Source organism: Aliagarivorans taiwanensis DSM 22990 (assembly GCF_000429505.1).
GTDB classification, from domain to species: Bacteria; Pseudomonadota; Gammaproteobacteria; order Enterobacterales; family Celerinatantimonadaceae; genus Aliagarivorans; species Aliagarivorans taiwanensis.
Map to the genome: position 1 here is coordinate 197,543 of NZ_AUBZ01000003.1, position 22,465 is coordinate 220,007.

General features: G+C 52.5%; 18 protein-coding genes. 5 read left to right on the top strand and 13 right to left on the bottom strand.

Annotated features, from left to right (window positions below):
• Nucleotides 1-252: 252 nt before the first annotated feature.
• The 6 genes from G462_RS0103835 to G462_RS21670 form a co-directional block, all read right to left on the bottom strand.
• Nucleotides 253-1,860: a hypothetical protein gene (locus G462_RS0103835; protein ID WP_026957811.1), complete on the bottom strand. Its 1,608-nt coding sequence runs from the start codon at nt 1,858-1,860 to the stop codon at nt 253-255.
• Nucleotides 1,850-2,872 carry a hypothetical protein gene (locus G462_RS0103840; protein ID WP_026957812.1) on the bottom strand — a complete coding sequence of 341 codons (1,023 nt, stop codon included), beginning with the start codon at nt 2,870-2,872 and terminating at the stop codon, nt 1,850-1,852. Before G462_RS0103840 ends, G462_RS0103835 begins: the two co-directional genes overlap by 11 nt.
• 588 nt (nt 2,873-3,460) lie before the next feature.
• Nucleotides 3,461-4,723 (bottom strand): glycosyltransferase family 4 protein, encoded by a 1,263-nt coding sequence (locus tag G462_RS0103845; RefSeq protein ID WP_026957813.1) that lies wholly within the window; start codon nt 4,721-4,723, stop codon nt 3,461-3,463.
• Entirely contained in the window at nt 4,720-6,063 is a 1,344-nt protein-coding gene (locus G462_RS0103850) for an O-antigen ligase family protein (protein WP_026957814.1), read from the bottom strand. Before G462_RS0103850 ends, G462_RS0103845 begins: the two co-directional genes overlap by 4 nt.
• A complete protein-coding gene (locus G462_RS21665; RefSeq protein WP_035476650.1) occupies nt 6,044-6,598 on the bottom strand; it encodes an arsenate-mycothiol transferase ArsC in 555 nt (184 codons plus the stop codon). Before G462_RS21665 ends, G462_RS0103850 begins: the two co-directional genes overlap by 20 nt.
• A complete protein-coding gene (locus G462_RS21670) occupies nt 6,598-7,740 on the bottom strand; it encodes a glycosyltransferase (protein WP_051326507.1) in 1,143 nt (380 codons plus the stop codon). The genes G462_RS21665 and G462_RS21670 overlap by 1 nt, the downstream gene beginning before the upstream one ends.
• Nucleotides 7,741-7,938: 198 nt before the next feature.
• Between G462_RS21670 and G462_RS0103865 the strand changes: the two genes are divergently transcribed.
• From G462_RS0103865 to prsT, 3 genes are all read left to right on the top strand, one after another.
• Nucleotides 7,939-9,111 (top strand): carboxylate--amine ligase, encoded by a 1,173-nt coding sequence (locus tag G462_RS0103865; RefSeq protein ID WP_026957816.1) that lies wholly within the window; start codon nt 7,939-7,941, stop codon nt 9,109-9,111.
• Nucleotides 9,112-9,113: 2 nt separating this feature from the next.
• Complete coding sequence (locus G462_RS0103870; protein ID WP_051326508.1) at nt 9,114-10,112, top strand: polysaccharide deacetylase family protein; 999 nt, start codon at nt 9,114-9,116, stop codon at nt 10,110-10,112.
• Nucleotides 10,113-10,250: 138 nt separating this feature from the next.
• Nucleotides 10,251-13,001 carry an XrtA/PEP-CTERM system TPR-repeat protein PrsT gene (gene prsT, locus G462_RS0103875; protein WP_026957818.1) on the top strand — a complete coding sequence of 917 codons (2,751 nt, stop codon included), beginning with the start codon at nt 10,251-10,253 and terminating at the stop codon, nt 12,999-13,001.
• On the opposite strand, the gene G462_RS21675 is transcribed toward prsT, so the two are convergent.
• From G462_RS21675 to G462_RS0103890, 3 genes are all read right to left on the bottom strand, one after another.
• Nucleotides 12,978-13,952, bottom strand: coding sequence for a PEP-CTERM/exosortase system-associated acyltransferase (locus tag G462_RS21675; RefSeq protein ID WP_084404917.1), 975 nt, complete (start codon nt 13,950-13,952; stop codon nt 12,978-12,980). The two genes, prsT and G462_RS21675, sit on opposite strands and share 24 nt — an antisense overlap.
• A 145-nt stretch (nt 13,953-14,097) precedes the next feature.
• A complete protein-coding gene (locus tag G462_RS0103885) occupies nt 14,098-15,012 on the bottom strand; it encodes a THxN family PEP-CTERM protein (protein WP_026957819.1) in 915 nt (304 codons plus the stop codon).
• A gap of 161 nt (nt 15,013-15,173) precedes the next feature.
• Nucleotides 15,174-16,028: a ThiF family adenylyltransferase gene (locus tag G462_RS0103890; protein WP_026957820.1), complete on the bottom strand. Its 855-nt coding sequence runs from the start codon at nt 16,026-16,028 to the stop codon at nt 15,174-15,176.
• 96 nt (nt 16,029-16,124) lie between these two features.
• Here G462_RS0103890 and G462_RS0103895 point away from each other — a divergent pair, with 96 nt between their 5' ends.
• Together G462_RS0103895 and G462_RS23770 are read left to right on the top strand one after the other, a co-directional pair.
• On the top strand, nt 16,125-16,886 hold the full coding sequence (locus tag G462_RS0103895; RefSeq protein WP_026957821.1) for a S1 family peptidase: 762 nt from the start codon (nt 16,125-16,127) through the stop codon (nt 16,884-16,886).
• 3 nt (nt 16,887-16,889) lie between these two features.
• Nucleotides 16,890-17,582 (top strand): NAD(P)H-binding protein, encoded by a 693-nt coding sequence (locus G462_RS23770; protein ID WP_051326509.1) that lies wholly within the window; start codon nt 16,890-16,892, stop codon nt 17,580-17,582.
• Nucleotides 17,583-17,586: 4 nt separating this feature from the next.
• Here G462_RS23770 and G462_RS0103905 read toward each other — a convergent pair whose 3' ends face one another.
• The 4 genes from G462_RS0103905 to G462_RS0103920 all read right to left on the bottom strand — a co-directional run bounded on the left by G462_RS0103905 (nt 17,587) and on the right by G462_RS0103920 (nt 22,403).
• Nucleotides 17,587-17,898, bottom strand: coding sequence for a putative signal transducing protein (locus G462_RS0103905; RefSeq protein WP_026957822.1), 312 nt, complete (start codon nt 17,896-17,898; stop codon nt 17,587-17,589).
• Between the two features lie 104 nt (nt 17,899-18,002).
• Entirely contained in the window at nt 18,003-19,922 is a 1,920-nt protein-coding gene (locus tag G462_RS0103910) for an acyltransferase family protein (protein WP_211234180.1), read from the bottom strand.
• Between the two features lie 401 nt (nt 19,923-20,323).
• On the bottom strand, nt 20,324-20,935 hold the full coding sequence (ssb, locus tag G462_RS0103915) for a single-stranded DNA-binding protein (protein ID WP_026957824.1): 612 nt from the start codon (nt 20,933-20,935) through the stop codon (nt 20,324-20,326).
• Between the two features lie 112 nt (nt 20,936-21,047).
• Nucleotides 21,048-22,403, bottom strand: coding sequence for an MFS transporter (locus G462_RS0103920; RefSeq protein WP_026957825.1), 1,356 nt, complete (start codon nt 22,401-22,403; stop codon nt 21,048-21,050).
• Nucleotides 22,404-22,465: the final 62 nt, after the last annotated feature.

Here is a 22,465-nt window from a genome sequence, read left to right on the forward strand (position 1 = left end):
TTGCTTACTGCGTTCCGCACTCCAGGCGGGCTCGAATTGAACTCGCTTCGCTCAGACAGCAATTCGACCTGATCCGCCTTCCGCTTGCGGTACTCGTCGCAGCCCAGAGGGGCCCGGGAGATCGCTGCAAGTTACTTTGAAACTTGGAGTTGGACAAAAACGCGCTAGAGATTCGTGATTAACGCCCGCATTTGCGGCTGGTTTGGAGCGCAGCGGAAAACCAGTCCGACAACATGCGCTTGTTATAGCTTTTTACAGAACAAGACCTTCAAATCCTAACATTAGCGCCAAAAACTCTCTTACATGCTGCTTACCTAATATTTTGCAATCCTGATGGTTGCTGTAATCCACAGCATTTACACCATCTAATTTGGAGTATTTATCGTCGCTATATTCTTCATCTTTCAGTGTCGAGGTTAATATGATCTTACTATCTATCTTATTATATATTTTAAGCATCTTAGCTTCCTTTCCTGTTGATAGCTCTCCATCACGGAATGAGTCAATCATTATCGGAAAGTTATGTTTAAGAAGCTTTCTAAGGGCAATAACTTTACAAAAATAGAACTCCTGCCCCTCACTACCAGAAAAGGTTGCGCCCTTTTTAGTGAATATATCCTCGAACACCAAATTACCGCTAGGATCTATCGCCTTGTATAGATCGTTCATTTCCTTCAGTAGATTATCATCGAAACTCTTTCTTTCTTCTTTCAGAGATTCATCGATATTTGTATATGATTTAAGTTGATCCTCTAACGTCTTTATTTGATTGGAAAGAGAAAATGCTTGGTCATCAAAATCCACCTCTGATATAGCCTGCTCTTGATATAGAACAATTTGCTGGAAATTTGGTGGCGTATCTTTCATTTCCTCATTTAGCTCACTCTGTAAAGAATTAATCTCCCCAGAGAAATCCATGATTATATCGGCTTTTTGACTAATGTTTTGACCAATGGACTTCATTATTCCGTTTCGCACATCGATGTTACTTATTTCGAATGTTAGATCGCTATTAGAATATACTATCTTGTCACTGCCACAGTCCCCACATTGAACATTGCCCTCACTAAGATCTCTGTTCAGCGAATTAAGCTCTGTAATAAGCTGTTCTAGTTTAGACTTTCTATTAATCTCTCTTTGCCGAAATCGTTTAAGCTTTGATATGTTTTCATTTATTTCGGTTATCCTTTTAATTTTTTTCTGAACAACTTCAGAGTCATACGTTCTAGAAGCTATCTCAGCAATGTTTGGGTTTTGTCTAATAATTGATATTTTCTTTCTAATCTCTTTGAGCTGATATTTAAAGGATTTGATATTTTCCTTTATGCTCTTTATATCATCAGTATTAACCTGATTATCAGACAAGCCTGCCAAATCATAAACCATAGCTTTAAAGTCAGACTTATTAAATTGCCCCTTACTTATAAGTCCAGATGGATTTCTGTTATCCTGACCAATAAAAAATAGCTCATATAGTAAGCTCAAATCTACGAGTGCAAGTCGAGTTTCCTTTAGAATCTTGGGTACTGGGAAAACAAATTCATCTAAGAAGTACCTTGCTTCACCAACTGAATTAAATATTTGTAACGAATCTTCAGTCTTTATGGCGATAGAGTTTCTTTTCCTTAGGAATTCATAGTTAACATTATCCACTTCAACCTTGGAATAGAAATATTTATCTTTATAGTTGAAAGAACTGGGGAAGATAGACTCATAGCCCAATGAAAACATTAGACCTTGCATAACCAGAGTTTTACCTCTGTTATTATCATCACTAAAAATAACATTTAGGCCATCAGCCAATCTACTCTCAACAAACGCTTCTTCTGAATCACCAAATGCAATTTTCTTAATTAGCATTTACCAACCCCGTCTTTACTAGAGAAATCATATAAAGTAACGTTTCCTTTGTTAAATACTCTGTTTTCACATTAACTACTGATGTTAAACTCGCATAAACATCAAAAATACTATTGTCGGGTTTTTCTTTAAGTATCTTTATCAGTATTTCTGTTACTTTCCAAAACTCCCTGCAACCGTTTTTGTCAAAAAAAGCGCGACTTAGATTTTCATTACATTCTTGAAGCAAATCCTTTCTTTCTTCTTCATCCTTGCCCATTAATACGTCAAAGAAGCTCACGGGTATTCCCGGAAAAGAAAACACATCAATACCAACCAGCCTACTAATCAATAGAGTGTTTATTTCTGTCTTTGTAATATGTCGATTAAATTTAAGAACTTCAGAGGGATTGCTTATTTTTTCGTTTTCTATGTATGAGTTCTTAAGGGCTGCTTGGGCATTTCTAATTTCTACAAATATTCGTTCATATATCTCTTCAGGGATAGATTTCTTATTTTTAAATCTAGAAATCATCTTTATATATGTGCTTACTCTCTTGTTGTCTTCAACAAAGCATACTTTCGACATGAAATCTAAAAATAGTGGCGGAACCCTTCCAGATTTGTCTCCATTTATTTTTTCTTTAAGCTTCTTCTCTATACCCTTTTTTTGTTTTTCATTGATATTTTCATAGCTGTAAACATTTAGAGAAGGGTCTACTAAATAGTCTCTATTCAGCTTAGGAATAAACAATATATATTCATAAAAACTAATAGAAGAAACGTAATTGTCGTACAGCGTGTATAGACTCTCACCAATTTTAGAAGGAGGAAGGCTGCTGTGGTTTTTACTTTGTACATCCCAGAGCTTGCTGAATTCCGTATTAGAGCCTGTCACGTCATTGAAGCAATCCACAGTAATTATTTCAATTTCTCCGCTATCACTTCTCATGCCCAACAAATACAGCAAAGACTTAGTCTCAAAGTCTGAAGCTTTCTTGTTGTTGATTTCCGTGTTTTTGAAAGTATACAAACGGTTCTTCCCGATACTTAAGCTTTAATCTCTAGTTGTGGCTGGATTTGGCTATAACATCTTATCCAATGGAATTTTTCCATGTTTAAACATGGAAAAATTCCATATATCCCCTAATGACTCTAAAGTTAACATCTTAAATAGTGGCGTACAATCAGCCAGTTAACAAATCCAGCATCTCACAAGACTGCGCGAAAGATGGAACACTCATGCGGATACATGGAAACGGTAAGGGCTGGGTGTATAGCTAGTAGTTTTTCTGGCTCCCTAACAAGGAATGGGGCAAAACTGAGTTAGAAACTAGCAACGATCTTCCGGGTCCCTCTGGGCTGCGACGAGTAGCGCAAGTGGAAGGTGGATCAGGACGAATTGCTGTTTGAGCGGAGCGAGTTCAATTCGGCCCCACCTGGAACGAGCAACGGAGTAAGCAAGCAGCCCCCGAGGGTGTCTTCTCTTTTGCTTACTTTTCTCTGGACAAGCAGAGAAAAGTAAGTCGCCGTCAGGGCGAAACGCGGGCTATCAACAACAAACCAAGCAAAACCCTAAACGCCGATAGACCAGAGCACGCAGTCCCCAAAACAGGAAAAACTACCCTGCCTCCACAACCTGTCGAATCATCCGACTATAATCCCGCGCAATCTGCTTAGCATCATAGCGCTCAGCCACCAGCTGGTTGGCCGCCCCACCAATCTGTTGGGCAGTCCCCGGCTCCGCCAGCAGCTGCTCAATCGCAGAGCGATACTCGTCCAGGCTATTCGCTACCATGCCGTTTTGACGGTCTGCCACGGCAATCCCTTCAAAGGCGATATCGGAGCCTAAAACCACCAAGCCATGGCTCATGGCCTCCAGCACTTTTAACTTGGTGCCGCCGCCGTCGCGTAGGGGGCAGATGCAGGCCATCGCTCGCTGGTAGTAGTAGTTCAGGTCGTCGACAAAGCCATGCACGGTGACATTACTAAAACCCCCGGCAAGGGCGAGGATCTGCTCGCTGGGATCTTTGCCGATAATGTCCAGGTGCAGCTGGGGGAAGGCCTTGCTGAGCGCGGGCCATAGCTCCGTTAGCAGATAAACCACCGCGTCGTGGTTGGGGTACCAGTCGAGGCCGCCGACAAACACCAGGTGCCCGCTCTCGATATTGCGCTCGGCCACTTGCAGGTATTTCACCCCATTGGGCACTAGCTCAACCTGCTGGGCGCCGAGCTGGCGCAGCTCTTGGGCGTCGCCCTCGGAGCAGCAGATCTGCAAGGGCAGGCGCTGCATCTGCTTGGCGTCATAACGGGCAATCTTGTCGCCTTCCATTTTGAAGTACCAGGCCTTGAGCGGGTTGCTCTGCTTGTCGGCTCGACGCCACATCATGGCGTGCTCGGCGTTGTGGTGATTGACGATAACCGGACAGGGCAGATTGTCCGGCAGGTACTGGGCCAAGCCCATGGTGTCGATATGAATCAGATCGAAGTGCTGCTCGGCCAGCAGCTTGTGAATGTGCTGCTTAAACTGGCGGCTATACAGCCAGTTCACCGAATAGGGGGCGCGGGTAAAGACCGAAGCAAAGGCCAAGGCGACCCGGTTGAGCCGATGCGACTCTGAGGGCAGCGAGAACCACTGCAGCTCATCCACCAAGCTGCTCAGGTGCTCCTTCGCCTTGCTTAGCCCCTGCTCCAGGCCATCAAAATACGGCGCCAGAATGCGCGGCTGCACCAGACAGTGCAGGCTGACATGGTGCTCTTTGGCCACCCCTTCCAGCAGGCCATTGGTGCGCACCAGCAGGCCGCCCTTGGGTGGGTAAGGCACGAAGTGGTTAATCCAGAGGATCCGTTTTTTACTCGCCTTATTGCTCAACGCTTCACTCACCTTGTTGTTCGCCCCTCTGCTTGCTGCTCACCATCGGGGCTATCCTCGATAGCAGCGCGTCGCTGGTTCATCCTCGGCACTGCCGGCTTGGACTGGCAAGCCACCGAGATGGCGCACTGCAAGGCCAAGTTCATCCAGAGGAAGGGGTAGTAGGTCACCGTGACAAACTGTCCGGCAATCAAAAAGCCGAGCGTCCCCATCCTCAGCCCGCGCATAATGCTGTATTCGATCGGATAGCGGTCTTTGTCGGGAAGGCGCTTAAACAGCGACAGGCAGATCAAAATAACGAACACAAACAACCCTAAGAAGCCGGCGTCGGTGCCCACCTGAATAAAGATGTTGTGTGGCAGCTCGGCCGACTTACGCCGGTCAACGATATCTTCGGAGTAGTAGGTGTTGTAGTAAGGAATAAAGTTGTAATAGCCCACCCCCAGCACCGGATGGTCTTTGATCATCTCCCAGCCATTTTCCCAGTAGAGTATTCGCTGTTGGGAGGTCTTGTCGGTGCCGATGCCGGAGAAACGCTCTTTCTGCTCGTCGGGCAGCACCGCAAAGCCAAGCGCGCCAATAATCGCCACACTTACCATGATCTTGGGCTTAAAGATCTGTCGGTGGAACATGATCCCTAGCTGCACCAGCATCGCCAACTGCCCGCCCCGGCTACTGGAGCCGATGATGGTCAAAAATGGACATACCATACACAGGGTTAAAAACAGCTTCTCGAAGCGCGGCAGAGAATGACGATGGGCAACCCATAGGTAGTAGGAGATCGGCAGCAAGGTGAGCATCAAAATTGCCAGCTCGCCGGAGTTCTGGAAGTAGCCCGACGGCCCCGCCAAGCCCCAAGTGGTAAAAGAGAAGCCCCGCATCACCCAGATCCGCGTGGTGCCCAGCGCAATCTTAAAGCCGCAGATCATAAACACCATAAAGAACAGGTAGAAGCGGGCACGGGTGGTCACCAACATGCTGATGATGAAGAATACGATGACCCACTGGATAAAGAAGATCTGCTTGTCCAGCGACCAGCTAACGTTAAAGGCCACCAGAAACGAGCTGTAGATGACAATCACCCACATCAGCATCCAAAAGTGCACCGCCGAGAAGGCGAGCCGGGCTTGTTTGTCCATCACCGTGAACATTAAGGCGCCGCCTAAGAAAAACTGCGCCCAAGGCAGGATGTCCAGCGCCGGATAGATGGTTTGCGGCCGGAAGTACTCCACAAACAAGTAGCCACAGATAAACTTAAAGGCCAAAGATTCCTGCTTGAACTGCTGCCACAAGCGCCCCAGCTTGAAGAAAAACAGCTCGCCGACTTCAGCGCTAGTTTTGGTTGGCAGCATAAATGCTCTCGACTAGGTGGGTGGTGGCGTCCTCGATGGCGCTAAGACAACGCTCGAAAAAGGCTTCTGAGGCCGCATAAGGGTCGTGCAGATAGGCCACCGAGGGCTTGCACCACAAGCCTAACAGCGCCACTTCACTGTTGGGTAACTGCGCCTTGGTGCGGGTGAGCTGTTCCGGTTCCATCACCAACAGCAGATCGCCCGCGTGGGCGCTATAGTCACGTAGATTCTGCGAGCGGTGTTGCTCCATCAATCCCTGATGTGCCCCGGCAAGTGCAGTAGCGCGCTCGTTGGCAGCATCGCCGCCACGACAGTCCAAACCAAACGAAATGGCATCGAAGCCTTTAGCCCGCGCCACCTTCTCAGCAAAGGGGCTGCGACAGATGTTGCCACTGCAGATAAACACCAAGCGCTTGATCTGGGTAAGGTCTTGAGCCGGGCGATAGCGCCCCAGCCACAGCTTCAATTGGTGAATACTAAAGTTGAGTAGTCCCGATTTAGACCCGTAATGGTCCTGAATATGGGCTGTAATCATTAACGCCCCTCCTCGGCGGTAAGCTGTGGTACCTGACAATCCACACCTAATTCACGATACACCGACAAATACCCCGCCAGCATGGCCTCCATGGAAAAGCGCTGGGTAACCCAGGCCCGAGCCGCAGCGCTGCGCGTTTCGCCCTTATCGATAGCTTGCATGGCCTGTGTCAGCTTGGCCGCCAAATCATCGCTGTCCGCCGGACTGGCAAAGTGCGCCAGCTCGCGGCTGTCGCCGATGATTTCTTCGGGGCCGCCGCAGCGGGTCAGTACCATCGGCAAGCCACAGGCCAGCGCTTCGATGGTTGAGATGGAAAAGCCCTCGGAGTCGGAGCACAACACAAACAGGTCCAGCCCGGCCAGATAGGCTGGAGTATCAGAAACAAAGCCGAGAAAGTGCACCTGCTCAAGCCCCAAGTCTTTGGCTTGCTGTTTCAACGCGTCGATAAGCTTGGCCTTGGGGTCGCCGGCAATTGCCAGCACTACCGGGCGCTCGCCGTGGCATTTGGCAAGGGCGTCGAGCAACACATCGTAGCGCTTGGGCTGGCGAATATTGCCCAGTGCGCCAATCAGCAGGCTATCGACAGGGATCTGTAGTTGTTCGCGTAGGGCATTCGATGGCTCGATGGCATAGGCCGCCACATCGATGCCGTTGTAGATCACCCGAGTGCGTATGGCATCGAGCAAGCCAAGCTGTTGGATGCGCTGGCTAAGGCTGTCGCTGACCGCCACATAACGTTTGATGCCCCACTTCATCATGGTGCGCTTAAGCCGGCGGAAACGCTCGTCGGGCGCGACGTCGACCATGCCATGGTAGGTGGCCACCACGGGTGTGCCGGTGACTAAGCCGGTAATGGCCGCATAAACGTTGGAGCCGAGTAGGTGAGATTGGATCAGCGAGACCCGATGCTTGAGCACCAGCCGTGCCAGCCGCCATACCAGCTTCACATTGAAGCTGCCCTTGGCGGGAATGATCACCGGCTCCAGCCCGCGCGCGCGCAGGGTATCGGCCACGTAGCCTTCACCCCGGATCACCACCAAGGAGTCGAGTTGGTGGTGGCGTAGCTGGTCTGCCAGTGTAATAAAGACATCTTCGGCACCACCCGGTCCGGTGGTGTCTATCAGGTGCATGATGGTGGTCATGGTTACTTAAGCGGTCATCCTTAACTTGCTAAGTAGCCCTAGCTTAGCCTAAGCCAAATTGAGAAACCACATCTACTGTGGCGCGCCACGCTGGCTATTCTCGCTGTCACAAGGATCTGCTAGCCTCCCAGCGAATACTGCTTGTACCTGATAAATAAGGTATTTAAGCTAGGTTTAGAATCATGGAAATGAGATAGCATGGAAGCAATCCTCGTATTAGACGCCAACCAGCGCAGCGCGTTGGCCGTCACCCGCAGCTTGGGCGCCACAGGCGATTATCAGATCGACTGCGCCGACGACACCGCGCAAGCGCTCGCCGGGTGTTCGCGCCACTGTCGCGACTATCTGCAATCGCCCTCACCGGCCGAGCAGCCCTTGGCGTTTATTGACTGGCTGACCCAGCAACTCTCCCAGCGACAATACCGCTGGGTGCTTCCGATGACAGAGATTAGCAGCCGCCTATTGCTGGCCCATCAGCCCCAGCTCCCCGACTTAGCCATGCCCTTCGCGCCGCTTGAGGTGGTTACTCAGCTAAGCGATAAGGTACAGCTCACCCTGCGCGCCCAGCAACTTGGGCTGGCCGTGCCCGAAACCCGCTACCTCAACGATGCCAGCGAGCTCGATGGCAGCAGCTGCGCGTTTCCTTGTGTGCTAAAGCCCTACCTGTCGCGTATCTACCAAGGCGATCACTGGCTGAGCACCGAGGTACATATCATTCACAATCCACAACAGCTGGAGCAGGCCCTGCAACTGCCCTACTTTCAGGGTCATCCTTTTATGCTGCAAGCCTTTGTTCCCGGCCATGGCGGCGGAATCTTCTGTTACTACCAACGCGGGCAGATGGCGGCCCACTTTGCCCATTGTCGACTGCGTGAGAAACCGCCCGGCGGTGGGGTGAGCGTGCTTAGCGAAAGCCGCGCGGCCGACCAGCAGCTATTGGCCGCGGCGCAACAGCTATTGGATGATGCCAACTGGCATGGCGTGGCCATGGTGGAGTTTCGCATCGGCGACGATGGCACCGCCTATTTGATGGAAGTGAATACCCGCTTTTGGGGCTCCTTGCAGCTGGCCATCGATGCAGGGGTGGACTTTCCGAAGTTGTTGCTGGCAGGCGAGAGCGCCGCTGCCTTGCCGCCTCAGCCAGCCTACCGCCAGGGCCAACAGCTACGCTGGCTGCTGGGCGATCTGGACAGCTTATACATCTGCTTAAAGTCGTCTAATTACAGCGCGATAGCCAAGCTGCGCCGTATCGCAGCATTCTTGTTGCCCAAGTTTTCGCAACGTAAACACGAGGTGAACCGCCTTGATGATCTCGGTCCTGCCAAATTTGAGCTCCGGCAGTATCTTCTCCAGCTGATTGGGAAGCACTGATAATGATTAAGATGATATTGAAGTACTTCTACGTGCATGGTCTGGCGCTGTATTCTCGCTGGCAACTCTCCCGCGCCGAATCCCAGCTGCTGATCTTGATGTATCACCGGGTACTGCCGAAAGATGACCCGCGAGCCCGCCTCGAAGAGCCTGGCATGATGGTCACCCCACGCACCTTGGCGATGCATATCGATCAGCTGCGCCGCTCCGGCTATACCATTGTCAAACTGGGCGACTGGCTAAAGGCCTACCAAAGCGGCAATCCGCCCAAGGGCACCTGTGTGGCGCTCACCTTTGACGACGGCTGGCTGGATAACTACCAATACGCCTTCCCAATCCTGCGCTCCAAGCAGGCGCCATTCACCCTGTTTGCGGTCAGCGATATCTTGGGCAAGGCCGCGCCGTTCTGGCCCAATCAAATCCTTAAACTGCTGCGCTCGAGCAATGCCCAAGCCCTGCTCTCTCAGCCGCTGTTTACCCAGCTCAATCTCAGCGAGGGCAACGCCTCGCCCATCGATAACGAGCTGCTGGCCGAGCTAATCAGCAAGCTCAAGCTGTTTCCCGATGAGCATATCCATCAAACCTTAGCGCCTTTTCAGGAGCAACTCGATTCGGCCGACCCCGACATCATCAATCAGCAGCAGATGCAAGAAATGCTCGATTCCGGCTTAATGGAGCTGGGCTGCCATACTGCCAGCCACTGTCGGATGCACTCTGATCTCAGCGAACAGCAACTGCAAAAAGAGCTGATAGAGAGTAAGCGCAGTTTGGAGCAGCAATTCGCCATTCCCATTGAGCTGTTCTGCTATCCCAATGGCGATATCACACCCGCAGCCAAAGCGCTGGCCTCGGAACATTATCTGGCGGCGGTATCCACCGAGAATGGCAGCAACTGCAGCAGCGAACCGCTGCCGCTGCATCAACTCAAGCGCATCGCCTTGCACGATGATATGAGCAAAAGTGCCGCCCTATTCCATGCCAAGCTCAGTACTCGGCTGTAACAGCAGGCACAGGAAGATCGATAAAACCTTACAAGCTGCGCGCTTGAAGGCGAATTAGCACCTGACAGCACGCGACTTTCCCCGACTAAGGGGTTATATTTTTAATGTTTTCATAACATTCGCTTAGGAAGAGCACGCATGAAACGGATTACGCGCACCTTAGCTTTAGGCCTGATCGTTGGCGCATTTATCACCGGCTGCAGTGACAGTGTGGAAAGCCACCAGCAAAAAGCGGTCAGCTACCTGGCAGAGAACAACCCAGCCGCCGCCATCATTGAACTCAAAAACGCCGCCAAAAAAGAGCCGGAAAACCCCGCGGTTCGCTACCAGCTTGGACAGGTCTACCTTGGCCAAGGTGACTACGCCAATGCCGAAAAGGAGCTAGGTCGCGCACTGAGTCTGGCCCCAGAAGAAGGCCTTTATCTCGTGGGCTTGGCACTTAACTATCTGGCCAGCGGCCAATACAGCGAAATTGAGATCCTGTTGCAGCAATACCCGGCTGCCGGCAGCGGCCAAGATGGCCCTCTGCTTGGCCTGCAAACTCTTGCCTACCTGCAGAACAACCAGCTAGATGAAGCCAAGTTCACCCTGCAGCAAGCCAAGCAACTGGCCCCGGATGACCGTTATGTGCGTCTGGCCAGCGCCAGCATCGATGGCATCGATCAAAACCATGAGCAGGCTGAGCAAACCTTCCAAAGCTTGCTAGCCAGCGATGCCGACGACCCAGAGCTGTGGTTGATCCGCGCTCACTACTTAGGCGCACAGGGCAAACTTGAAGCGGCTTCAGAAGCCTACCAAAAAGCGTCACGACTGCGCCCGCTAGATATCCAGCGCCACCTGTATCTGGCGCAATCCTTGGTACGCGAACAGAAATACCCCGAGGCCGAACCCACCGTTGATCGCATCCTGCGGGTCGCGCCCAATCACCCGATGACCAATATCTTAAAAGCACAGATCCGCTATCAAGGCGAGGATTACCAAAGCGCCTATAACCATGCGCGCACCGCCCTCGATACTGGGCTGACTCACTGGCCAACCCGCCTGATAGCTGGCGCCTCAGCCTTCCGCATGGGTCAGTACGAACGCGCCCTACCCGAGCTGCAAAAACTGGTGGCGGTACAGCCCGACAGCCAGTCGGCGCGACGCTTACTGGTCGCCACCCAACTGCGGCTTGGTCAATTAGACCAAGCGGTAGCCTCATTGGATGATTTCGATATCACCGACAGCCAAGACTCCCAATTTATGGCCCTGATGGGCACCGAGCTAAGTAAACTTGGCCACAACGAAGCCGGTGAAGCGCTGCTTGAGCGCAGCACCGAACTGGGCGATGCACGCTCTGAGCTGCGCCTGACTCTGCTAAAAATCCAAAACGGCGATAGCGATGCCTTCGCCAAGCTACAACAACAAGCGCAAGAGCAGCCCAGTGAGCTGGCGGTGCAGTTTGCCTATGCTTATGCACTGACCCAACGCGGCGATTTCCAAACCTCCCTCGAGGTCAGTGAGCAAACCCTAACGACCAGCCCCAACTACCAGCCCTTGGTGTTGCTGCAAGCCAACGCCTATCAAAAGCTCGGGCAGTTGGATAAGGCGCAGCAGAGCTATCAACAGCTGCTCGATGCCAACCCCGAGGACCTAGCGGCCAAGCTTGGACTATACGCCCTACAGTCGGAACAAGGCGACAGCGATCAGGCCTTTGCCGATGTGTACGCACTGAAGCAACAAAACCCGGATAACTTAGTGGTGGCACGTACCCTGCTGGGCCTTGCGGTCAAAGCCGAAAAGCTGCCTGATTATATTGCTCTGGTTGAACAGCAAATGGCCGAGCAACCCGACAGTGCTTCGCTGCAAGAGCAGGCGGCGCTGGGCTATATCCAAAACCGCGACGACGACAAAGCGATTGCCCTGTTCGAGTCGATCCCCGCCAACCTGCGTACCAACAACCATTGGCTGCGCTTGGGTGATTTGCACCTGCGTAACCAACAGCTAGAGCAGGCCCGCGAGGTGTACGCGCAATGGCTGAATACCACGCCACTGTCGCTGCAAGCCCACCTGCGCAACCTGCTGCTAATGAATATGGAGCAGCGCTTCGACGAAGGCCTAAGTCTGATAGCCGAGACCGAGCGCCAGTTTACCAACAACCCTCGTATCCCGCTGATTAAGGCCCAATTGCTGCAAGGTAAGGGCGATTTTGATGGCGCGATTAAGGCACTGGGTGCACTCAGCGAGCAACGGCAAGCTCACCCCGCCGTGCTGCAACGCAAAGGACTTATCTACTTCGAGCAACGAGATTGGGAGAACGCAGAACAGGCCTTTATCGATACCTTTAACCAGCGTCCCAACCTGCAATCGGCGCGCTACTACGTGGCGTCCTTGCTTAATCAGCAGCGCCGGCAAGACGCTATCACTTTCTTGCAAAACTCCCTTAATCAGTTTGGCGATGAAGCCGCTGCCCTGCGCTATCAACTGGCCGAACTGGAGATCAAAGAAAACCCAGGCAGCGCCATTGCCAACTACAAGAAGCTGCTAGAGCAGCGTCCAGATGATGTAGTGGCCCTCAACAACCTCGCCTGGGCTTACGAGCAGGCTGGTGATATAACGCAAGCCCTCAGCTATGCCGAGACCGCCTATCAGCAACAGAGTGAGCATCCTGCGATTATCGACACCTACGGCTACATGCTGCTTAAAAACGGTGATGCTAATCGCGCGGTAGAGCTACTGACGCAAGCGGCTGCGCAGTCAGAAGATGTGGAAATTCATTTACATCTGGCGGAAGCGTTGATTGCTGCCGAGCAGACCGAGCAGGCTTCGCAGCATTTGGGGGGGTTAGAGCCTCAGCAAGAGGCTCTCAAACAGCTCAAGCAAGAACTACTTGAACGACTCAGTCAGTAAAATCGGTGATTTCCCATGGCCATGCTCCGGCAGTTGTAGTCGCTGGTCATGGGGAAGCCAGATCTTCTCCTGCTTAGGCACGTACATACGGCGGATGTAATCATCTTGTGGCAGGCTTTCACGCGCAGCCATACAGCCTTTACCCACTTCATCATCGATGTTCTTCATCAAGGCCTGAAAACCCACCGGCAAGCTGCGAGTTAGCATCTTCGCGCTAATGTAGTAAGGCGCACGTAGTCCGTGGTAATCAATGGCAGGGCCAAGCTGTTCAAACTTGATACCCAAAAAGCTCATGCTGCGTGCTAAGCGGGGCTCCATCATCACAAAGGCGTGATGGATACCATTTCTAACGGCCAAGGCCGCACAAGACAGGTACAGACCTATAGCTAAGAACGGGAAACAACGCAGCTCTTCTTCAGAATAGGTTTGCTCGTTAATCGCACCGTGGGCAGCACCATCAAACTTATCCGCTTTACGACGGCGGAACTGTGGTCTTACTGCCAGCCGCGAAATCTCGCAAATCTCACTGCGCTCAAACTGAGAAGGATGGTGACGGGCACCTTCGATGGCATTGGAGCAGAACTTCTCAATCGGTAGTGGTTCTTCATTAGCGCTGGCATGTGGCGAAACGATGCGCACACAACCTGCGTAGTTGTTAGATGGCAGGTGCTGGATCAAGCAAAAACGCGAGTATTCATCAAACTCATCCTGCTCCATTTTGTCTTCGCGCTCAGGCTCAAACTTGAGCTCCTCGCAATAGACATCATGGCGGATCCGGAATGCCTCGCTGCGCATCTCAGGCTTAAACGCAACAACCGGTTGTAGATACTCGGAGAAGTGTTTGGCAATCAACTTCGCTTCACGTTTAACTATCAGCGAAATGCCGCCTCTAACCGCCGCACCAATCACAGGGGTGGCAGCCAACGTTTTAATAGTTTTATTCTTGATCATGCAGGCCCCTCAGTATCCTTATCAATGTTTATTCCAACTCCCTGAAACTGCAGGTTTGTTTTAAAGTTAGTAGAAAAAACAAAAGCGCAGACTTGCTGCGCTTTAATCAACGTCCAACCAACTACGACTTCAGGCGGTTAGCGTATTAAGCTTGACGGCGACGAACGCCCGCCAAACCTAACAGACCCAGACCTAGTACAGCTAGGGTACCTGGCTCTGGCGCACGGGCCAGAATCGCGAACTCAGCGTCCAGAGAGTTGATTGCGCCTTCTACGGTCAGGAAGCCGTAACAGCTAACCGCTAGACCGTCACAGTCACCTGCCAATGGAACGATATCGATACCGCTCAAGCGAGTGAAGATGGTGTACTCATAGTCACCGCCGATTACGCCTAGCGAGGTTGCGAACACCAAGTCGCCATCGATGGCTTCGGTAATCGCTGCATCATCAGGAATCACTACCGCGAAACCATCACGACAGCCGCCAACGTTGTCTGCATCACCGGATACACCGCCGTATGGACACACGCCACCCACGCCACCAGAGTTAGGGGTTTCGTCGAACACGACTGCGAATGGCAGTACCGGTGCCGCGATATCCCAAGGCATGGTTGCTGGTACGCTGGTATCGAGGAACAGACCATCTACCAACAGTGCAGTATCCAAGTAGCCGCCACCGGTTACAGTGAAGTTGTTGTGGGTAAGGCCAACACCATCAGCCCAGATCAGCGCTTCTTCATCGGTAGACGTGGTGATAACGCCAGTGGCCTCGTCATCCACTACCAATGAGCTTTGAGCATTCTGAGCGTTGTTTGGGTTGCCCCAAGCAAGACTTTTCTCAAAAACGCCGTCAGCTGGGGCGCCGAAGAAAGCAGCTGCGCCGTTGAAAGAATCGTCGAACAGATCGTTGGTATCACCAGTACCGGTTACGGTCGCAGAAGGCGCGTAATCAGCAAAACCAGCGTCATTCAAGTAGCTAAATTCACTAATCATATCTGCATTAGCAGCAGTGGCCGCAAGACCCAAGCTAACTGCAACGCAAGTCAACTTTAATTTATTCATTGTTCCATCCCAAGAGTTGTCAAAGCCAAGCTCTGTATACAAAGCAAGCGCAGTGCCAATTTTTTTATACTTTATTTATCAGTGAGTTACAGATTTTTAGATTCTCACATCTAGGCACTATGTAAAGTTTACTGACAACTTCGAAGCACGGATTTGAGCGATTACTTGAGCACCACTTTCTTGGCGATCTGAAAAACGATCTTCTGCAGCGGATTGCGATTGCCCATTGGCCGCCAAGTCTTCTTAAAGCGGTTGCGGTAGGCATCAAAGTGTAGGCCGTAAGGTGCACATACCAAGTCGCCGCGACCCAGTAGGATCTTTAATACGTAGGTACCGGCGATCCCGGCACACATCTTCACCGCCATCGGCGTCGAAGGGCCTTTCTTGGCATGGAAGTCGGCACGGCTAGGGTCGACTAAGTACGGGCGTTGCAGCATGGCAGGAGAGAGGCCGATCAGGAACTTCAGGTACTGCTCGTTCTCGTCTTTGCAGCCTTCAAAGCAGAAGTACTCCTCGTAGTCCATGCCGTCGGGCATAAAGCACAGGAACGCACAGCCCATGCCGAGCGGGGCGGCCGTTACCACTGGGATACGTTTCTCTTTGCATTTGCGGAACACCAGCTTGCGCGCGTCGAGGGCGAAGAAATCGAGGCTGTCGACGTAGACATCAACCCCTTCGAGAAAGGCATCGACGTTATGCTCGAAGATCCCTTCGCCGAATACCTTGATATCCGCCTCGGGGTTGATATCGCGGCATACCCGCTCCATCACCTCGACCTTCGGCTGATTCACCGTCGACATAAACGCACCGGCCTGGCGGTTAAAGTTGTGCACCTCGTATTCGTCAAAATCTGAGATATTGAATGCACCCACACCCAAGCGAGCTAGCGTAACGATGTGTTCACTCCCCACGCCACCGGCGCCCGCCATCGCCACCCGTTTGCCACGCAGTACCTGCTGTTCGGCCTCAGTGACCCACCCGATATTGCGCGAAAAAGCATCTTCGTAATTGAACATAGAGCATCCCTTCTCATCCACGGCTGACCGTGACCAATGGTTAACTTCGTGTATAGTAAAAACCAAGACTAATGAAACTGCCAACAGGAAGGCACCATGTGCAGATGGTTTATTGGCCCATTATTAGTATTGATGTTGCTCCCGAATCCGGGCTTTGCGTCACTCCCTGACACCATTGACAATATCAGAGACGCGGTAGTTGGCATAGGCACTTACGATCGCCTCGCGTCCCCCCGCGCTCAGATCGCCGGCACCGGTTTTGTGATAGCGCCAAACTTGGTTGCCACTAACGCCCACGTGGTTGATCGCGATGATCCGCTCAACGATCCCTTAAAAGAACACCAATTGGTGGTGTTGGTGGGACATGCCCGCCAAGCCAAGGCGATCCCCGCAGAATTGGTGGCCAACGATGTGCGCCATGACTTGGCGATCCTTCGGGTCAACGACATCCGCTTCGATAACATCATGCAGCTCTCTACCCGTAAAGTGCGCGAAGGCGAGCTGTATGCCTTTACCGGCTTCCCGATTGGCGCTGTGCTGGGCCTGCACCCGGTGACTCACCGCGGAATCATCTCTGCGATCTCGCCGATCGTGATCCCCGCCAGAACCGCCAAAGATCTCAACGCTGCGCAACTTGCACAGATGCGTAACCCCTACCAAATCTATCAACTGGATGCGACCGCCTACCCGGGCAACAGCGGCAGTCCGCTCTACCATCCGGACACCGGTGAGGTGGTAGCGGTGATCAACAAGGTGCTGGTTAAAACTACCCGCGAAGCAGTGCTAAAAGATCCCAGCGCGATCACCTACGCCATTCCGGTGGAACATCTAATCAAGCTGATGAAACAGGCCAACTAAACAGTGCTTGAAGCCAACTCTGTCGCGCCGAAACAAGTGGTGCTAGCCGGAGCCTCGGGGCTGATCGGCCAGAACCTGCTGGCCTTAGCAGCGCAGTACTCCGATAGTCTCACAGTCAACGCACTGTACCGACGCCCACCGGAGTCGTTTAGCACTGACCTGCATACCTCAAACCTACAAATTAGCGTCGTCGACTGGCAAACACCGCAGAGCTGGCAAGCGCAGATCAAAGGTGACTGCCTGTGGCTATGTTTGGGTACCTCCAAACACGCAAAGGGCAGCTATCAGCAGGTCGACCTGGCGCTCACCGTCGAGATCGCTAAATATGCCCGCGCTGCTGGGGTGAAGCAGTGCATAGTGGTGTCATCCACCATGGCCAGCCTGCGATCTCCCAGCCGCTACTTGAGGGTTAAGGCGCAGATGGAGAGCGAGCTGCAACAGCTGCATTTTCCGTCCTTGGTGATAATGCGTCCCGGCCCGCTATTGGGGCGAGAGCAATACTGTGCAAGCCGTTGGGATGAGCAGCTCAGCCGCCCATTCACCCAGCTACTGGCCAAGCTAAGCGGCAGGCAGCGCTCGCCACTGGCGGCCAACCCGGCGCGACAGGTTGCAAAAGTGATGATTAACGAGACGCTGGCTTCCAGCCCAGGCACTCGCCATTACGCGCCCTATCAAATCAATCAACTAGCGTTTTGACATATTAAGAAGAGCTGCGGGGATGCTGACACTGCCAGCAATGTTCAAAGGCGTCGGTGTTAATCTCATCGCAGGAAGGGCAGCGCCACTCACGTTCGCTCGACTGCTCGTAGTCGTTCAATAGCTCCTTGGCATAATCCTGCTGGAAGGCCTTCACCCAAAGCGACACCTCCAATGCCGACGTAGGCAGCTCCCCTACCGCAGCCACCAGCCCATCGCCTTTCAGCAGCACCGCGATCCCATGGGTTTCCAGAAGGCCTTTGAGCAGGTTGGCTTCCAGCATATTGGCGGCGTTGTAAATCGAGCAGTAATTCATTTAAGCGCATTTGTTTGCATGGGGTTTTACCAGCATAGCCGCTACTCAGAACGATCCCCAAACAATCACTTGATTACAAGTAGTTGATTCTTTGGGGATAGCAACTATCTCACTAGCGTTGAAAGAGAAAAGATCTCCTTAAACATCGGAATAAGGGCTTGGTTGCCAAACTCACTCAAATGATTGGCGTCGAAGTAGAGTGGCCGCCCCTGCTTGCTCGCAGCGCAAAAACCATTGCGGCAAAGATAGGGCAGTGGATCGAGGATTTTCACACCACAGCGCTTGGCCGCCTCGTCCTGAACACTCCAGGTAAAAGCATGCCGCGCGTGGTAGTCCTCTACATCCACCCCAACATCTTGTCGCTTGTTCCACAATAGCTCAGAGCGCGTCATAGCCTTTGGTACATCAACATTCATCTCGGGGATAGGCCGCACCACGTAAACTTGTCGCTCTTGGGCGAAATCACATAAGGTAGAAACCACTCCTTCCCTAAACTCTTGCAGAAATTCCGCCTCAACCTCATCGTAGCGCGCAGAAAAATAGACCAGTGGTTTGCCGTGCTCCTCCCATCGATGCAGTTCGTTAGGCCCCATCGCATAGATAGATGTTCTATTCACGATGACCATTGGCAGGTCGCCATCGATGTTATCGCCAGTCTGCTTAAGCCATCGGTTGAAATTTTGGCATTTCTGCTCGGCGGCTCCTATCCGCCTTGCGCCGAGAATAGTCGGGCATCCCCCCATGGTTCGGCTTAGCAATGCAGCGTCATCAGAGGGTAGCGCGCCCAACATGGCGGTCATCACGGCATCGGCATGACTGTCACCAATCAAAATAACCTTGGCGGTATCGCCACCGAGCGAGCACAGTTCAGTCTCGCTATCACCCTTAAACCCACCGCACTCGCGCCGATAGGGATTGATATTTGCAGCCTCGCGGGCCATCGCCTCGACTTGCTGTGGGATCCGCCCCTCCGGCAGGTAGAGGCGAATACCTAGCACCGACACCACGATCACCGCAAGCGCGGTAGCGTAGCTGTAGATGGGGTTTAACCCCCCCTTCCCCTGCAACAGCCTCCGGCTTGGCTCTTCCACTAAGCGAAACGATAGTTCACCTAAGACTAAGGCCAGCGCGATCCCCACAAGCACCCACTCAGTGCGGTAATACCAATGGGTGTAATACAAAAGCACGCAAACCGGCCAATGCCACAAATAGATTGAGTACGACCGCGAGCCCAACCACTGCGCAATCGGCGTCGATGTAAATGCCGATTGTTGGCAGTTTGCCAGCAAAACGAGCATCGCGCCGACGACCGGAATAACCGCCAAGTACCCCGGCCAAGCATGTCTAGCATCCAGCAAGGTTGCGCCGAAGATGATAAGGATAAAGCCGCTCACTTCCGCAGCTTTGGCTTTGCTATGACTCAGAGCCCAACCACGGTATACGCAGCACCACCAAACAATGCCACCGGCCAGCATTTCCCAAGCCCGGGTGTGCAGCATAAAGTAGGCAGAGCTTGGCCAACGAACAGAGCAGTAAATGGACAACATCAAGCTCAGCGCCAATAGCGACATAATCGCCCAAATGGCCCCGCGGCGACTGGCTAAACGCCAGACTATCATCAGGACAAGGGGGAGAATCAGATAGAACTGCCACTCTACCGAGAGTGACCAAGTATGTAGCAGCCATTTCTCGTGCGAAGCCGCATCAAAGTAGCCCGACTCCAACCAAAACTTCGCATTTGAAACAAACAGCACCGCCGACAACACATGGGTAGCCAGCTGTTGATACTCTGAGGTGATCAATGACTTCCAACCGATAGCCAGTAGCACTAAGCACATACACAACAAGGCGGGCAGGATACGACGTGCTCGGGCCTCATAGAAGCGCCAAAGAGAGAAGGTCCCCTTGTCCAGCCCAGAGAGAATGATCCCGGTCATAAGATAACCGGAGATAACGAAAAATACGTCTACCCCAGCAAAGCCCCCACTAAAACCGGGAATGCCGAAATGAAACAAAACAACCAAGACAACTGCCCACGCTCTAAGACCGTTTATGTCCTGCCGAAAGTTAGTTGACCGCATCAACTCTCCTGCATACTGCGATAGGTGCCTTTTGAGCACAACAGCATACAAGGTAGCTCATTGCTACAATCTTAATGACTCAAGCAAGGTATGAATGAACACCCTTCGCCTGCCGTGTAGTCTTCGCAATTTTGATTTTCACAGACACATCCGCTAGGGCTTATAAGTTCAACCTCAATAATCAACCAAGCTCGCTCGTTTTTTTTCGTAGAGTTTGCGTGTTTTATGGCTCGCGGTTTTTTGTGCGATTGCGACATAGTTAGCATAAATGCAAAAAACCCAGCAAAATGCTGGGCTTCTACTACGCCTTTACAACATGACGGCGTGGAGCCGTGTTGTTAAACCTAGAACGGAATATCGTCGTCAAAGTCCATTGGCGGCTCATTAAACTGTTGAGGCGCTGACTGTGGCTGTTGCTGCGCAGGCGCTTGCTGTTGATTAAAGCCGCCTTGCTGCTGAGGCTGTTGGTTGAAACCGCCAGCCGCCGGAGCTGCTGCAGCCGCTGCAGGAGCCGCTTGCTGATTCCAGCCACCTTGTTGCTGACCTTGGTTGCCGCCTTGGTATTGGCCTTGGCCACCCTGGTTTTGGAACTGACCACCGCCTTGACGGCCGCCCAGCATCTGCATGGTGCCATTGTAGCCTTGAACCACAACTTCGGTGGTGTAGCGATCTTGACCGCTTTGGTCTTGCCACTTACGGGTTTGCAGTTGGCCTTCGATGTAAACCTGTGAGCCCTTTTTCAGGTACTCGCCAGCGACCTCGGCCAGCTTGCCGAACAGCACTACACGGTGCCACTCGGTGCGCTCTTTCTGCTCGCCGCTTTGCTTGTCACGCCAGCTTTCTGAAGTAGCAATCGTGATGTTGGCTACAGCGCCACCATTGGGCATAAAACGCACCTCGGGGTCTTGCCCCAAATTGCCTACCAAAATTACCTTGTTTATGCCACGACTGGCCATCTCGGCTACTCCTCTCGATTCTTAATTTCGTGCAAATTGACCCGCTATCATACGCCTCTGAACCCCTCAGATCCACGTCTGAAACTGAATAAATTGCGTCCGTTCACCGTGCTTATTTTACAAGTGCCTGAGCCTGCTGAAGATCAAAGACTTGGCTATTTACTTTTAGGTAGGCGGTGCGCTCTTGAGAGATAATAATCGCCTCTAACACGCCGGGCAGCTTACGTAGATTGGCCAACACTTCCTCTTCCGGCTGAGCATTGTCGAGACTGAGCGTGTAGGATTTCACCCCTGATGGCGACTTCATCCCCCAGGCCACAAGTACCCAAATAACAAACAGGCCGATACACAGCAGTGGCACGCTGTCAGCGCCCCAGTATTGGCTTACCCAACCGCCCAAACCGCCACCGACGAAGGCACCGGCGAACTGAGTGGTAGAATAGATCCCCAAGGCCGAGCCCTTATAGCCCGGTGGAGAGAGCATCGATAGCAAGGCGGGCATACTGGCTTCCATATAGTTGAAGCCAACAAAGAACAGCACCAACACCGCCGCCAGACCCCACAGCGATGGCGAGAATAACAAGCCAAGCTGTGAGAGCAGCATCAAGCCGATGGAGAACAAAAAGAAGCCACGCTGCTGGCGCCGCTTGGCCGCCATGATCAACAGCGGGATCATCAATACAAATGAGATAAGCACCGTGGGCAGGTAGACCTTCCAGTGGCTGGCAGCAGCCACATCGGCCTCTAACAGGCGCAGCGGGAAGCTAATAAACAGCGCCGACACCGCCAGGTGGAGGCAGAATACCCCCCAATCAAGGCGTAACAGTTGTGGCTCTTTGAGTAGCTCACGCATCTTGCCGCGCGAAGCGGTAACTTCGCTTTTCGGCGCATGGGTGGTGACATCGGGCACGCCCCATTTCACCACGCCCATCCCCAGAATAGCGAGCAGCGCAGTTAGCCAGAAGATCCCAGACAGCCCCACATAGGCTGATAACACCGGCCCCAGCACCAAGGACACCGCGAACGACAAGCCAATGCTGACGCCAATCACCGCCATCACCTTGGCGCGCTGTTCTTCACGGCTGAGGTCCGCTGCCAAGGCCATTACCGCACTGGCGATGGCACCCAGCCCCTGCAGTGCCCGGCCCAGTGCAACCCCGTACAAAGAGTTAGACATGGCGGCAATCACCGAGCCCAAGGCAAACAAGGCCAAGCCGGCAATGATGACTGGCTTGCGCCCAATCCGGTCAGACAACATGCCCATCGGCACCTGCATCATCGCCTGGGTAAAGCCGTAAGAGCCGATGGCAATACCGATCCACAAGGGTGAGTAGCCCGCCAGATGATCGCCGTAGGTCGCCAAGACCGGCATCAACATAAACAGACCGGCCATGCGCAGGGCAAACAGCAAGGCGAGAGATACTGAGCCGCGTCGCTCAGCAGCATTGAATGAAGAAGAGGAAGTCATTAACTGCGATTGTCTTTCCGTAAACTGGCAACGATGCTAGCACACTTTAGTTAGCATTTTTA

Excerpts from the sequence above, each read along its gene's own strand:
- G462_RS0103905 (WP_026957822.1), bottom strand. The coding sequence starts at position 17,898 with ATGAATTACTGCTCGATTTACAACGCCGCCAATATGCTGGAAGCCAAC.
- G462_RS21670 (WP_051326507.1), bottom strand. The coding sequence starts at position 7,740 with ATGACCACCATCATGCACCTGATAGACACCACCGGACCGGGTGGTGCC.
- G462_RS0103870 (WP_051326508.1), top strand. The coding sequence starts at position 9,114 with ATGATTAAGATGATATTGAAGTACTTCTACGTGCATGGTCTGGCGCTG.
- G462_RS0103865 (WP_026957816.1), top strand. The coding sequence starts at position 7,939 with ATGGAAGCAATCCTCGTATTAGACGCCAACCAGCGCAGCGCGTTGGCC.
- ssb (WP_026957824.1), bottom strand. The coding sequence starts at position 20,935 with ATGGCCAGTCGTGGCATAAACAAGGTAATTTTGGTAGGCAATTTGGGG.
- G462_RS21675 (WP_084404917.1), bottom strand. The coding sequence starts at position 13,952 with ATGATCAAGAATAAAACTATTAAAACGTTGGCTGCCACCCCTGTGATT.
- prsT (WP_026957818.1), top strand. The coding sequence starts at position 10,251 with ATGAAACGGATTACGCGCACCTTAGCTTTAGGCCTGATCGTTGGCGCA.
- G462_RS0103835 (WP_026957811.1), bottom strand. The coding sequence starts at position 1,860 with ATGCTAATTAAGAAAATTGCATTTGGTGATTCAGAAGAAGCGTTTGTT.
- G462_RS0103850 (WP_026957814.1), bottom strand. The coding sequence starts at position 6,063 with ATGCTGCCAACCAAAACTAGCGCTGAAGTCGGCGAGCTGTTTTTCTTC.
- G462_RS0103920 (WP_026957825.1), bottom strand. The coding sequence starts at position 22,403 with ATGACTTCCTCTTCTTCATTCAATGCTGCTGAGCGACGCGGCTCAGTA.
- G462_RS0103885 (WP_026957819.1), bottom strand. The coding sequence starts at position 15,012 with ATGAATAAATTAAAGTTGACTTGCGTTGCAGTTAGCTTGGGTCTTGCG.
- G462_RS21665 (WP_035476650.1), bottom strand. The coding sequence starts at position 6,598 with ATGATTACAGCCCATATTCAGGACCATTACGGGTCTAAATCGGGACTA.
- G462_RS0103890 (WP_026957820.1), bottom strand. The coding sequence starts at position 16,028 with ATGTTCAATTACGAAGATGCTTTTTCGCGCAATATCGGGTGGGTCACT.
- G462_RS0103895 (WP_026957821.1), top strand. The coding sequence starts at position 16,125 with ATGTGCAGATGGTTTATTGGCCCATTATTAGTATTGATGTTGCTCCCG.